Source organism: Cryocola sp. 340MFSha3.1, assembly GCF_000383315.1.
Taxonomy (GTDB): Bacteria; Actinomycetota; Actinomycetes; order Actinomycetales; family Microbacteriaceae; genus Leifsonia.
This window is the reverse complement of the sequence record NZ_KB911087.1, coordinates 1,984,207-1,997,612: the sequence shown is the minus strand read 5'-3', so window position 1 is coordinate 1,997,612 and position 13,406 is coordinate 1,984,207. Positions and strand designations below refer to the sequence as shown.

Genomic DNA, 13,406 nt, shown 5'->3' with positions numbered 1-13,406 from the left:
CGTGGGCGACGTCGGTCAGATCGTCTTCAGCGGTCAGCTCCTGCTGGCGCTGCCGATCGCCCTCCTCGCGGGGCTGGTCTCGTTCGCGTCCCCGTGCGTCCTCCCGCTGGTCCCGGGATATCTGGCCTATGTCGGCGGGATGAGCGATCCAGGCGCGAAGCGCGACCGGTCTCGCGTGCTGACCGGTGTTGCGCTGTTCGTCCTGGGGTTCGCCATCGTGTTCGTCGCCTACGGAGCTGCGTTCGGTGCGCTCGGCTACTGGCTTGTGCGCTGGCAGGATGTCGTCGTCCGCGTGCTCGGAGCCCTCGTCATCGTCATGGGGCTGGTGTTCATCGGCCAGTTCTCCTTCCTGCAGCGGACCATCAAGCCGTCGTGGCGTCCGGCGACCGGGCTGATCGGCGCCCCACTTCTCGGAATCGTCTTCGGACTGGGATGGACGCCGTGCATCGGACCGACGCTCGCCGCCATCAGCGCATTGAGCGTCGGAAGCGGTTCGCCGTGGCGAGGCGCTCTGCTCGGGCTGTTCTACTGCATCGGCCTCGGCATCCCGTTCCTCCTCGTAGCTCTCGGCTTCGACTGGGTGGCGGGTTCCGTGGCGTTCATCAAGCGGCACATCCGTGTCATCAACATCATCGGCGGCGTCCTGCTCGTGGCCATCGGGGTCCTGATGGTCACCGGTCTCTGGAGCGAGCTCATGTCCCAGTTCTTGGCGGTGATCCAAGGTTTTGAGCCGGCCCTCTGATCACATCGACGCGCCTCCCCAGCGGGAGGACCCGGAGGTCGTCCAGCCGAAGCTGGGACCGATCGGGTGGATCCGCTGGTTCTGGCGGCAGCTCACAAGCATGCGCACGGCGTTGTTCCTGCTGCTTCTCCTGGCGATCGCGGCCGTGCCCGGGTCCCTCGTCCCGCAGCGGAGCTCCGACCCCAACGGCGTCACCAAGTACTTCAGCGAGAACCCGTCTCTCGCTCCCGTGCTCGACAAGCTGCAGTTCTTCGACGTCTACACGTCCGTGTGGTTCTCGGCGATCTACCTGCTGCTGTTCGCCTCCCTGATCGGCTGCATCATCCCGCGCACGCGCCACCACTTCGAGGCGATGCGCGCGAAGCCGCCGCGGACGCCGGTGCGCCTGACGCGCATGTCGGGCTTCCAGGCGCGCATCCTGCCCGCCGCGCTCCGCCCGGATGCGCCAGATCCGATCCTCACCGCACGCGATGTGCTGAAGGCGAATCGCTATCGGGTCGCCCTGTATCAGGACGCGCGGTCGACGTCGGTCTCGGCGGAGCGCGGCTATCTGCGCGAGACGGGCAACCTGGTCTTCCACATCGCCCTGCTCGGTGTGCTGCTGGCGATCGGCGTGGGCGGCGGCTTCGGTTACACCGGCCAGAAGATCGTGGTCGAGGGACAGAGCTTCGTGAACAGCCTGCCGTCGTACAACTCGTTCAACCCGGGCCGGTTCTTCAACGACGCTTCGCTGGTCCCGTTCTCGATCGCCGTCGACAAGCTGGATGTGGCGTACGAGACCAAGAACCGGGATGCGATCGGCACGCCGCTCGACTACACCGCGCATGTGAAGACGACGGGACCCGGGGATGCGTCCTCCGACACCACGATCAAGGTGAACGAGCCGCTCGCGATCGGCGGGACGAACGTGTACCTCCTGGGCAACGGATACGCACCGACGATCACGGTGAAGGACCCGGCGGGCAAGGTGGTGTTCAACGACTCGGTCCCGTTCATCCCGCAGGCGGACCCCAACCTGACGTCGCTCGGTTTCGTGAAGGTGCCGGACGGCTTGAAGCAGCAGGTGGGGATGATCGGGTTCTTCTACCCGACCGTCACGGAGAGTTCGACCGGCGGAGGCGCGTTGGCGTCGAAGTTCCCCGGTCTGAACGATCCCGTCTTGAGCCTGAACGTCTACGCGGGCGATCTCGGCGTCGATGACGGCGTCCCGCAGTCCGTCTACAGCCTCAACACCGACACTCTCGAGCAGCTCGCCGGGCCGCCGACCAAGACGAAGGCCCTGCAGCTGAAGCCGGGACAGACGGTGGAGCTGCCGAACGGGCTCGGCACGATCTCCCTCGACGGCGTCAAGCGGTTCGCGACCCTGGAGGTGCACCATGATCCGGCCCAGATCTGGGTGCTGGTGTTCGCGATCCTCATCCTCGCCGGGCTGCTCACGTCGCTGTTCGTACCCCGGCGCCGGCTCTGGGTGAAGGCGGTGGAGAACCCGGACGGTTCCCTGACGCTCGAGTACGCCGGGCTCGCGCGCGGCGAGGACCCCAACCTCCTGGCGGCCGTGACCGCGGTCGCCGATCAGCACTCCCGAGCCCTGGCCGGCTCCCCGAAGACTTAGGCTTGCATTGTGACCGAGACACTCGCTCAGCTGTCGACCGTGTTCTTGTACGCGGCGATGGGACTCTACGCGGCGGCGTTCATCGCCTTCGCGCTCGATCTCGCGCGCCGTGGGGCACGAGCGACAGCGGTCGAGGCCGCCGTTGTTCCGAGCGCGGTGGCGCGCCGAGCTGAGGTGGCCGCCCCGGGGGGGGCCCCCACGACGACCGTGATCGGTGGCGGCGGCGGAGCGAGCGATGCGCCGCCGGAGCCGTCCTCCGCGCTCGGCCGTCTGTCGTCGCGGATCAGCAGCCGGGTCGAGGACGACCTGGTGAACGGGTCGGCGAACTCGGTTTCGATGAGGTGGGCGTTCGCGCTCACGATCATCGGCTTCGCGTTCCACCTGGTCGCGGTCGTGCTGAGGGGCATCGCCGCCGCTCGCGTGCCGTGGGCCAACATGTGGGAGTTCTCGATGACGGGGACACTCGTCATCATCGGAGTGTTCCTGGTGGCCAACCTCAAGTGGCAGATCAAGTACGTCGGAACGTTCGTGCTCGGGTTGGTGCTGGTGCTGCAGGGGATCGCATTGCTGCGGTACTACGTACCCGTCGTCCCGTTGCAGCCGGCGCTCCAGTCGTACTGGCTCGTCATCCACATCATCGTGGCTGTCTTGGGTACGGCGTTCTTCGCGCTCGGGTTCGCGCTGTCGGGGTTGCAGTTGCTGCAGTACCGCCGGGAACGGCAAGTCGCCGAGTCGCGCCCGCAGCAGTTCCGCTTCCTGGCCACTCTTCCGAGCTCGGTCGCTCTCGAGAACCTGGCGTACCGGATCAACATCGTCGGCTTCATCGCCTGGACCTTCACGCTCATCGCCGGTGCCATCTGGGCCGAGAAGGCGTGGGGTCGGTATTGGGGTTGGGACACCAAGGAAGTGTGGACGTTCATCATCTGGGTGATCTACGCCGGCTACATCCACGCGCGCGCAACTCGTGGATGGCGCGGCTCGCGGTCCGCATGGCTCGCGATCATCGGCTTCGCGGCCGTGCTCTTCAACTTCGGGATCGTGAACGTGTTCTTCCACGGACTGCACGCGTACTCGGGACTGTGAGCCCGGAGATCCCGCCGCACGGACAGAACCCCCTCGGAGCTTCGGCTTCGAGGGGGTTCTCCCGTTTCGGGCCTTGATAGAGACGCGGCCGGGCAGATCCGCGGAATTCCGGGGATGTCAAGCGCGACACGCCCGGGCTGCGGCCGGAATTTGCACGTCTACGGAGGCCTGCGTAAAGTACTTACTTGTCACCCCAAAGGTGCGGGAGAGCGGAAGAGCTCCCCGGCCTCAAGCGGGACCAAATCCTTAGCCTAGCGGCAAACCTGAACTTGAATTAGTTCGGTTGCTGCGCTTAGGATTAACACCCACTCACTGAGCAGGTCTAACCGGTTCGGATCGTGTGATCGGTTGTGCCCACCACATATCGGGCCAACGAGGAACACGAAACGCCGACTTGACAAACTGACTGAGAGTGGTAAGGTAGAGAAGTTGCCTCGCAGAGAAAGCCGACAGGCTGGAAGGCGAGAGCGTCCGATCCTTGAGAACTCAACAGCGTGCACAATGTCAAATGCCAAACAACCTCGGCATTGACTGCCTAGACCTAGTCTAGTGGTCGATGCGAGATTCCTTTGGATTAGAAACAGAATGTCAGTAGATATTCGAAACTAGTCAAGACAAACTCGCAGTGCGCGGACATATTTCCTGTCCAAGCCTGCACTATGTTTCCCGGTCGCTTGCGATCGTGGAGCTAAACATTTTACGGAGAGTTTGATCCTGGCTCAGGACGAACGCTGGCGGCGTGCTTAACACATGCAAGTCGAACGATGAACCCGGAGCTTGCTCTGGGGAATTAGTGGCGAACGGGTGAGTAACACGTGAGTAACCTGCCCTTGACTCTGGGATAACCTCCGGAAACGGAAGCTAATACCGGATATGACGTACGGAGGCATCTCCTGTACGTGGAAAGAATTTCGGTCAAGGATGGACTCGCGGCCTATCAGGTAGTTGGTGAGGTAACGGCCCACCAAGCCTACGACGGGTAGCCGGCCTGAGAGGGTGACCGGCCACACTGGGACTGAGACACGGCCCAGACTCCTACGGGAGGCAGCAGTGGGGAATATTGCACAATGGGCGCAAGCCTGATGCAGCAACGCCGCGTGAGGGATGACGGCCTTCGGGTTGTAAACCTCTTTTAGTAGGGAAGAAGCGAAAGTGACGGTACCTGCAGAAAAAGCACCGGCTAACTACGTGCCAGCAGCCGCGGTAATACGTAGGGTGCGAGCGTTGTCCGGAATTATTGGGCGTAAAGAGCTCGTAGGCGGTCTGTCGCGTCTGCTGTGAAAACCCGAGGCTCAACCTCGGGCCTGCAGTGGGTACGGGCAGACTAGAGTGCGGTAGGGGAGAATGGAATTCCTGGTGTAGCGGTGGAATGCGCAGATATCAGGAGGAACACCGATGGCGAAGGCAGTTCTCTGGGCCGTAACTGACGCTGAGGAGCGAAAGCGTGGGGAGCGAACAGGATTAGATACCCTGGTAGTCCACGCCGTAAACGTTGGGCGCTAGATGTGGGGACCATTCCACGGTTTCCGTGTCGCAGCTAACGCATTAAGCGCCCCGCCTGGGGAGTACGGCCGCAAGGCTAAAACTCAAAGGAATTGACGGGGGCCCGCACAAGCGGCGGAGCATGCGGATTAATTCGATGCAACGCGAAGAACCTTACCAAGGCTTGACATATACGAGAACGGGCCAGAAATGGTCAACTCTTTGGACACTCGTAAACAGGTGGTGCATGGTTGTCGTCAGCTCGTGTCGTGAGATGTTGGGTTAAGTCCCGCAACGAGCGCAACCCTCGTTCTATGTTGCCAGCACGTAATGGTGGGAACTCATAGGAGACTGCCGGGGTCAACTCGGAGGAAGGTGGGGATGACGTCAAATCATCATGCCCCTTATGTCTTGGGCTTCACGCATGCTACAATGGCCGGTACAAAGGGCTGCAATACCGTAAGGTGGAGCGAATCCCAAAAAGCCGGTCTCAGTTCGGATTGAGGTCTGCAACTCGACCTCATGAAGTCGGAGTCGCTAGTAATCGCAGATCAGCAACGCTGCGGTGAATACGTTCCCGGGCCTTGTACACACCGCCCGTCAAGTCATGAAAGTCGGTAACACCCGAAGCCGGTGGCCCAACCCTTGTGGAGGGAGCCGTCGAAGGTGGGATCGGTGATTAGGACTAAGTCGTAACAAGGTAGCCGTACCGGAAGGTGCGGCTGGATCACCTCCTTTCTAAGGAGCAACTGGCACCCTCGGGTGTCCAGGCGCCGGATCTGAGCGAACGTCTCAGCCGGTTAGCTCATGGGTGGAACATTGACATTGGTGCGGAGCCGATCGGCTCGAACTCAGTACATCCTTCGGGATAGGAACGGTTCGGACTGCAAAGCTTCGCACATGCACGCTGTTGGGTCCTGAGGGACCGGACCTCATCGGAAAAGATGAGAACCGAATCCTCTGGACCTTTTCTTGTCGGTCATAACTCGGCCGGCGGAGAAGGTACCGCCCGTACTTTGAGAACTACACAGTGGACGCGAGCATCTTAGATTCGAACCTTCGGGTTCGAATCACAAAAGATGATCTGATTTATTAGATCATTGGTCAATCTGCTCATCTTCGGATGGGCCGATCGATTCAAACTCATGTGATTTCAAGTTTCTAAGAGCAAACGGTGGATGCCTTGGCATCTGGAGCCGAAGAAGGACGTAGCAATCTGCGATAAGCCTCGGGGAGTTGATAAGCGAACTTTGATCCGAGGATTTCCGAATGGGGAAACCCCGCTGGGCCCTTTGGGTGACCCAGTGACTCCCGCCTGAATATATAGGGCGGGTAGAGGGAACGTGGGGAAGTGAAACATCTCAGTACCCACAGGAAGAGAAAGCAAAAGCGATTCCGTTAGTAGTGGCGAGCGAACCCGGAAGAGGCTAAACCGATCATGTGTGATAGCCGGCAGGCGTTGCATGGTCGGGGTTGCGGGACTTTTCAGCAGCTTCTGCCGAACTGCAAGCGTTACAAAGGATCATAGGCGAATGGTATTGAAAGGCCAGTCATAGAGGGTGCCAACCCCGTAGCCGAAATGGTCCAATGGCGCGAAGAGTATCCCAAGTAGCACGGGGCCCGAGAAATCCCGTGTGAATCTGTCAGGACCACCTGATAAGCCTAAATACTCCCAGATGACCGATAGCGGACAAGTACCGTGAGGGAAAGGTGAAAAGTACCCCGGGAGGGGAGTGAAATAGTACCTGAAACCGTTTGCTTACAAACCGTTGGAGCCTCCTTGTAGGGGTGACAGCGTGCCTTTTGAAGAATGAGCCTGCGAGTTAGCGATATGTGGCGAGGTTAACCCGTGAGGGGTAGCCGTAGCGAAAGCGAGTCTGAATAGGGCGATTCAGTCGCATGTCCTAGACCCGAAGCGAAGTGATCTATCCATGGCCAGGTTGAAGCGACGGTAAGACGTCGTGGAGGACCGAACCCACTTAGGTTGAAAACTGAGGGGATGAGCTGTGGATAGGGGTGAAAGGCCAATCAAACTTCGTGATAGCTGGTTCTCTCCGAAATGCATTTAGGTGCAGCGTTGCGTGTTTCTTGCCGGAGGTAGAGCTACTGGATGGCCGATGGGCCCCAAAAGGTTACTGACGTCAGCCAAACTCCGAATGCCGGTAAGTGAGAGCGCAGCAGTGAGACGGTGGGGGATAAGCTTCATCGTCGAGAGGGAAACAACCCAGACCACCAACTAAGGTCCCTAAGCGCGTGCTAAGTGGGAAAGGATGTGGAGTTGCACAGACAACCAGGAGGTTGGCTTAGAAGCAGCCACCCTTGAAAGAGTGCGTAATAGCTCACTGGTCAAGTGATTCCGCGCCGACAATGTAACGGGGCTCAAGCACGCCACCGAAGTTGTGGCATTGACATTATTGGTAGGCCTTCGTGGTCCAGCCGTGTTGATGGGTAGGAGAGCGTCGTGTGGCGAGTGAAGCGGCGGTGTAAACCAGCCGTGGACGCCACACGAGTGAGAATGCAGGCATGAGTAGCGAAAGACGGGTGAGAAACCCGTCCTCCGAAAGACCAAGGGTTCCAGGGCCAGGCTAATCCGCCCTGGGTAAGTCGGGACCTAAGGCGAGGCCGACAGGCGTAGTCGATGGACAACGGGTTGATATTCCCGTACCGGCGAAGAACCGCCCAAGCTAATCCAGTGGTGCTAAGAGTCCTAATCCTGGACACGGATCCCTTCGGGGTGAAGGTCCGGGCCTAACGCTCGACCCCATGCTGGTGCGGCTAGCGTATTAACAGGTGTGACGCAGGAAGGTAGCCCAGCCGGGCGATGGTTGTCCCGGTGTAAGTGTGTAAGCCGAGGGATAGGCAAATCCGTCTCTCATATAGGCCCAGGCACGATGCGTAGTCTTCATTGACGAAATGGGTGATCCTATGCTGCCAAGAAAAGCATCGACGCGAGGTTCCAGCCGCCCGTACCCCAAACCGACTCAGGTGGTCAGGTAGAGAATACCAAGGAGATCGAGAGAATCGTGGTTAAGGAACTCGGCAAAATGCCCCCGTAACTTCGGGAGAAGGGGGGCCTGAGGCGTGAAGGGATTTACTCCTGGAGCGTTTGAAGGCCGCAGAGACCAGTGGGAAGCGACTGTTTACTAAAAACACAGGTCCGTGCCAAGTCGCAAGACGATGTATACGGACTGACGCCTGCCCGGTGCTGGAAGGTTAAGAGGAAGGGTTAGCTTCGGCGAAGCTCAGAATTTAAGCCCCAGTAAACGGCGGTGGTAACTATAACCATCCTAAGGTAGCGAAATTCCTTGTCGGGTAAGTTCCGACCTGCACGAATGGCGTAACGACTTCCCAGCTGTCTCAACCGCGAACTCGGCGAAATTGCACTACGAGTAAAGATGCTCGTTACGCGCAGCAGGACGGAAAGACCCCGTGACCTTTACTACAGCTTGGTATTGGTGTTCGGTGTGGCTTGTGTAGGATAGGTGGGAGACTTTGAAGCCGGCACGCCAGTGTCGGTGGAGTCAATGTTGAAATACCACTCTGGTCACTCTGGATATCTAACTTAGAACCGTAATCCGGTTCAGGGACAGTGCCTGGTGGGTAGTTTAACTGGGGCGGTTGCCTCCCAAAAAGTAACGGAGGCGCCCAAAGGTTCCCTCAACCTGGTTGGCAATCAGGTGTCGAGTGTAAGTGCACAAGGGAGCTTGACTGTGAGACTGACAAGTCGAGCAGGGACGAAAGTCGGGACTAGTGATCCGGCAGTGGCTTGTGGAAGCGCTGTCGCTCAACGGATAAAAGGTACCTCGGGGATAACAGGCTGATCTTGCCCAAGAGTCCATATCGACGGCATGGTTTGGCACCTCGATGTCGGCTCGTCGCATCCTGGGGCTGGAGTAGGTCCCAAGGGTTGGGCTGTTCGCCCATTAAAGCGGTACGCGAGCTGGGTTTAGAACGTCGTGAGACAGTTCGGTCCCTATCCGCTGCGCGCGTAGGAAATTTGAGAGGATCTGACCCTAGTACGAGAGGACCGGGTTGGACGAACCTCTGGTGTGCCAGTTGTTCTGCCAAGAGCACCGCTGGTTAGCTACGTTCGGGATGGATAACCGCTGAAAGCATCTAAGCGGGAAGCCGGCCTCAAGATGAGATTTCCATGCCTTCGGGCGAGAGGCTCCCAGCTAGACTACTGGGTTGATAGGCCGGATGTGGAAGTGGGGACTAAAGACCCATGGAGCTGACCGGTACTAATAAGCCGATAACTTGATAATCACCACTCTCATAAACGTTGTAAGGCAGCTATGAGGGGCCAAGATTGTTCGCGTCCACTATGTGGTTCTCGATGTACGGTCGAGAACTGATTCAAGCTAAAGCTTGATCGTTCACTTTGATACATCAATAGTGTTTCGGCGGCCATAGCGAGAGGGAAACGCCCGGTTACATTCCGAACCCGGAAGCTAAGACTCTCTGCGCCGATGGTACTGCAGGGGGGACCCTGTGGGAGAGTAGGACACCGCCGGACTTCTTTGTGAGATGGCCACCCAGTGATGGGTGGCCATTTCGCGTTAACGGGGTCAGTAGCAGCACGAAGCATAGGCTGGGCTCGACCCGCCGACTCGACAGGAGAAGCCGTGAGCGACACACCGGCAGACGAGAACGCCCGGAACGAGCGACCGCGGCGCCAGCAGCCCGACCGATCGAGTCGCGACGGCGCCGGGTACCGACCGGATCGTGGCGGCTCGGGCCAGAGCCGGCGCCCGCGCGAGGACGGCGGGTACCGCTCCTCCCGTGACGGAGATCAGGGCGGTCGCGCACCGCGCAGCGGCGACGGATATCGTCCGTCGCGCAGCGGTGACGGCGACCGTCCGCGCGGCGACCGCGCAGACACTGGCCGTCCGCGGACCGGCGGAGACGGGTACCGTCCCAACCGGAACGATGGAGACCACGGCGGTCGTCCCCGTGCCGGTGGCGGCGCATCCCGCGACCGTTCGGTATCGGGTGGCGGCACCTGGCGTAACAACCGCGACGGCGGCTCCAGTTCGGACGAGCGTCGTTCGGGCGGCTATCGTTCCGACCGCGGCGGCGCACCTCAGTACCGCGGAGACCGCCCGGAACGCGGTGGATCCGACCGGGACCGCGGACGTTCGCGCGACGACCGTCAACCGCGTTCGAACGACGGGCGTCCCGCCCGCGAGTGGAAGCCGCGATCGAACGAGGGCCCTGCCCGCGAGTGGAAGCCGCGATCCAACGACGGGCGTCCCGCCCGCGAGTGGAAGCCGCGTGGTGACAACGATGGACGCTCGCGCGAGTGGAAGCCGCGCGGTGACGATCGGCAGTCGCGCGAGTGGAAGCCGCGCGGAGACGGCGGCGACCGGTACCGCGCCGGCGGAGACCGCGGCCGGAGCAACGATCGGCCGAGCCGATCCGGCGATGGGCCGCGTTCCGGTGGGTTCCGTAACGACCGTCAGGGGCGGCCTCCTCAGAAGGATGGGCTTTGGACCCGCGACGGACGTCCGGCGCGAGGCGATCGGGACGCCCGAGACGAGAGCTGGCGTACGGACGAGGAGGCGCAGCTCGCGCGAGAGCTGCAGTCCGTCCGTCCGCGCCACGATGACCCGCTCATCCCCGAGGACATTCAGGCCCGGGATCTGCCCGGCGAGGCTCGCGTCGAACTGAAGACGCTCAGCAAGGACAACGCCGACTGGGTCGCCAAGCACCTGGTGATGGCGAGCCGGCTGATCGAGACGGACCCGGAGCTCGCTCACCAGCACGCCCTCTCGGCGGCACGTCGAGCCGGGCGGGTCGCCGTGGTCCGCGAGACCCTCGCGATCACCGCGTATGCGATCGGCGATTTCGCCCTCGCGCTGCGGGAGCTGCGCACGTACCGTCGCATCTCCGGATCCAATGACCAGCTGCCGCTGATGGTGGACAGCGAGCGCGGGGTCGGTCGACCTGACCGCGCCCTCGAACTCGGACGCTCCGTCGACCGCGCCACCCTGCCGGCCGACGTGCAGGTGTCGCTCGCGATCGCCATGTCCGGAGCCCGCCTCGACCTCGAACAGCCGGAAGCGGCGTTGGCCGAGTTGGAGATACCGCAGCTCGACCCCACCCGTGCGTTCTCTTACAGCGCCGACCTTTTCCACGCCTACGCGGAAGTGCTCGAAGAACTCGGGCGCGACGCCGATGCGGCGCGGTGGCGAGAACTGGCACAGCGGGCTGAAGAGGCCTTCGAGCAGGCACACGCGACCGACGAACTCGAGACCATCGACGTCATCGAGGAGGAGGTGCTTCTCGACCCCGAGGAATTCTCCGACGAGGCTCCCCTGAGCGAGGACGAGCTCGAGGTGGAAGCGCTCCTCAGCGAGGAAGGCGATGCCGGGCAAGACGATCACACCGACGACGAGGAGGGTGAGCCGACCGATGGCCCTGTTTCGACGGAGCAGTGAGGGCCGGGCGCCGCTCGACGGCGTTGACCTCGTCCTCGCCGATCTGGACGGTGTCGTCTACAAAGGGCCCGACGCCATCCCCCATGCCGTCGAAAGCCTCAACGCCGTTGCTGAAACCACACGAGTCGGTTACATCACGAACAACGCCTCGCGCACAGATGCGTCCGTCGCCGAGCACCTGAATCAGCTCGGCCTGCGCGTCGAGCCGAGCGATGTCGTCACGTCCCCACAGGCGGCCGTGCGACTCCTGGCGCAGCATGTGCCGGCCGGCTCCAGCATCCTGGTGGTCGGTGGAGACGGGCTGGTCGACGAGGTCGTGAAGGGGGGCTTCACGGTCACACGCTCGGCCGACGAGTCGCCGGCGGCGGTCATCCAGGGCTTCTCGCCCGAAGTGGGCTGGGCCGACCTCGCCGAGGCCGCCTTCGCCCTGCAGGGGCGCACCGACGACGAGCGTCCCTGGATCGCGACCAACACCGACTGGACGATCCCGGTCGCCCGAGGCATCGCGCCGGGCAACGGGACCCTGGTGTCAGCCGTCCACACAGCGGTGGGCCGCTTGCCCCTTGTCGCAGGAAAGCCGGAGCGGGCGATCTTCGACGAGGCGGTCGCGCGCTTCCAGGCGCAGAGCCCACTCTTCATCGGCGATCGGCTCGACACGGACATCCTCGGCGCCAACCGCGCGGGCATCGCCTCCGTCCTCGTCCTCACCGGGATCGACGGCGGAAAGCAGCTGCTCGCCGCCGATGCGGACTCGCGGCCGACGTTCATCGTGCGCGACCTGCGCGGACTCAGCGAGCCCTATCCCGAGGTGAAGACGGCGCGGAACGGCGCGGTCAGCGTACGTGACGCAACCGTCACGATCGACGGGAACGACGTCCGCATCGTGTCCGAGGGAAACGACGAGCTCGATCTCCTTCGTGCGGCGTGTGCGGCGATCTGGAACTCGGGCCGAGCCATCTACGGGCTCGAGGTGCCCGAGCGCCTCTACAGCTGACGCCGGATCAGAGTGCGATTCCGCGCTCGAGGAGGCGGTGACACCGTGCGAGGCGGTCGAGCCACCATCCGGTGCGCTCGGGGTCGGCCTGCAGCTGGTCCAGTCGCGCGGATGACACGCTCGGACGAATGACCGGGATGCTCCCGTCCACCGGAAGAAGCGGTTCGTCGGCGACGTCCTCCTCGAAGAGGGCGACCGTTCCGAGCCCGCAGTCGAACTCCAGCTCGGGGAGCGCCGCCGCCAGGTGTGCTCCCATGGCGATGCCCACCGACGTGTCGAGTGCACTGGAGACCACCGCCGGAAGACCCGCTTCGGCGACGATGCGCTGCGCTGCATGCACCCCACCCAAGGGCTGCGCCTTCACGATGACGATGTCGGCCGCTCCCGCCCGGGCGACGGCGAGTGGATCGGCGGCCTTCCGCACGCTCTCGTCCGCCGCGATCGGAATGCCCATGTAGTGGATGCGACCTCGCAGTTCGGCGAGCTCGTCGACGGTCGCGCACGGCTGCTCCACGTATTCGAGATCGAAGGGCGCGAGGGCATGGATGGCGTGCTCCGCCTCATCGAGGTTCCAGAGCGTGTTGGCGTCAACGCGCACGCGGCCCTCGGGGCCGAGCACCTCGCGGACCGCCCGCACCCGCGCGACATCGTCGGCCAGGGTCTGGCCGCGTTCGGCGACCTTGACCTTCGCGGTCCGGGCGCCGGGGAACCGAGCGAGCACAGTCGGCACCTCGTCGGCCCCGACGGCCGGGACCGTGGCGTTCACCGGGATGCGGTCCCGGAGAGGCGTGGGTGTCACCCTCCAGCCGAAGTCGATCGCCGCCCGCAGCCAGGAGGTCGCTTCCTCGTCGTCGTATTCGACGAACGGCGAGAACTCCGTCCACCCGAATGGGCCCTCGATGAGCACCGCCTCGCGCACCGTGATCCCGCGGAAGCGGGTGGTCATCGGGAGCGAGACCACGCGTGAAGTTGCCAACAGGTCGGCGAGGTCCGGCACCATTCCACAAGTTTTGCACGAGCCGGTCGGCGTGGGACGGCGAACCGTAGGCTGGA

Annotated in this window: 6 protein-coding genes and 3 rRNA genes; 8 read left to right on the top strand and 1 reads right to left on the bottom strand. The window is 62.4% G+C overall.

What is annotated here, in order from left to right; translation table 11 throughout:
* The first annotated feature begins 1 nt into the window (after window position 1).
* The 8 genes from H284_RS0109530 (at window position 2) to H284_RS0109495 (ending at window position 12,353) form a co-directional block, all read left to right on the top strand.
* Window positions 2-742 (top strand): cytochrome c biogenesis CcdA family protein, encoded by a 741-nt coding sequence (locus tag H284_RS0109530; protein ID WP_020076057.1) that lies wholly within the window; start codon window positions 2-4, stop codon window positions 740-742.
* A complete protein-coding gene (resB, locus tag H284_RS0109525; protein WP_018189198.1) occupies window positions 726-2,354 on the top strand; it encodes a cytochrome c biogenesis protein ResB in 1,629 nt (542 codons plus the stop codon). Before H284_RS0109530 ends, resB begins: the two co-directional genes overlap by 17 nt.
* A 9-nt stretch (window positions 2,355-2,363) precedes the next feature.
* Entirely contained in the window at window positions 2,364-3,437 is a 1,074-nt protein-coding gene (gene ccsB, locus H284_RS0109520; protein WP_020076056.1) for a c-type cytochrome biogenesis protein CcsB, read from the top strand.
* Between the two features lie 696 nt (window positions 3,438-4,133).
* Window positions 4,134-5,657: ribosomal RNA gene (locus H284_RS20080) — 16S ribosomal RNA — on the top strand.
* Between the two features lie 413 nt (window positions 5,658-6,070).
* Window positions 6,071-9,184, top strand: a 23S ribosomal RNA gene (locus tag H284_RS0109510).
* A 134-nt stretch (window positions 9,185-9,318) separates the two neighbouring features.
* A 5S ribosomal RNA gene (rrf, locus tag H284_RS0109505) occupies window positions 9,319-9,435 on the top strand.
* The 16S, 23S and 5S rRNA genes sit together here, the layout of an rRNA operon.
* A 1,285-nt stretch (window positions 9,436-10,720) precedes the next feature.
* Window positions 10,721-11,359, top strand: a complete 639-nt coding sequence (locus H284_RS21165) for a hypothetical protein (RefSeq protein ID WP_231371144.1) — start codon at window positions 10,721-10,723, stop codon at window positions 11,357-11,359.
* On the top strand, window positions 11,334-12,353 hold the full coding sequence (locus tag H284_RS0109495) for an HAD-IIA family hydrolase (RefSeq protein WP_020076054.1): 1,020 nt from the start codon (window positions 11,334-11,336) through the stop codon (window positions 12,351-12,353). The genes H284_RS21165 and H284_RS0109495 overlap by 26 nt, the downstream gene beginning before the upstream one ends.
* Before the next feature lie 7 nt (window positions 12,354-12,360).
* Here H284_RS0109495 and H284_RS0109490 read toward each other — a convergent pair whose 3' ends face one another.
* On the bottom strand, window positions 12,361-13,353 hold the full coding sequence (locus tag H284_RS0109490) for an o-succinylbenzoate synthase (RefSeq protein ID WP_020076053.1): 993 nt from the start codon (window positions 13,351-13,353) through the stop codon (window positions 12,361-12,363).
* Window positions 13,354-13,406: the final 53 nt, after the last annotated feature.

What these genes read in the sequence shown, in the direction of transcription:
- H284_RS0109490 (WP_020076053.1), bottom strand. Translation starts at nt 13,353, where the DNA reads ATGGTGCCGGACCTCGCCGACCTGTTGGCAACTTCACGCGTGGTCTCG.
- H284_RS0109495 (WP_020076054.1), top strand. Translation starts at nt 11,334, where the DNA reads ATGGCCCTGTTTCGACGGAGCAGTGAGGGCCGGGCGCCGCTCGACGGC.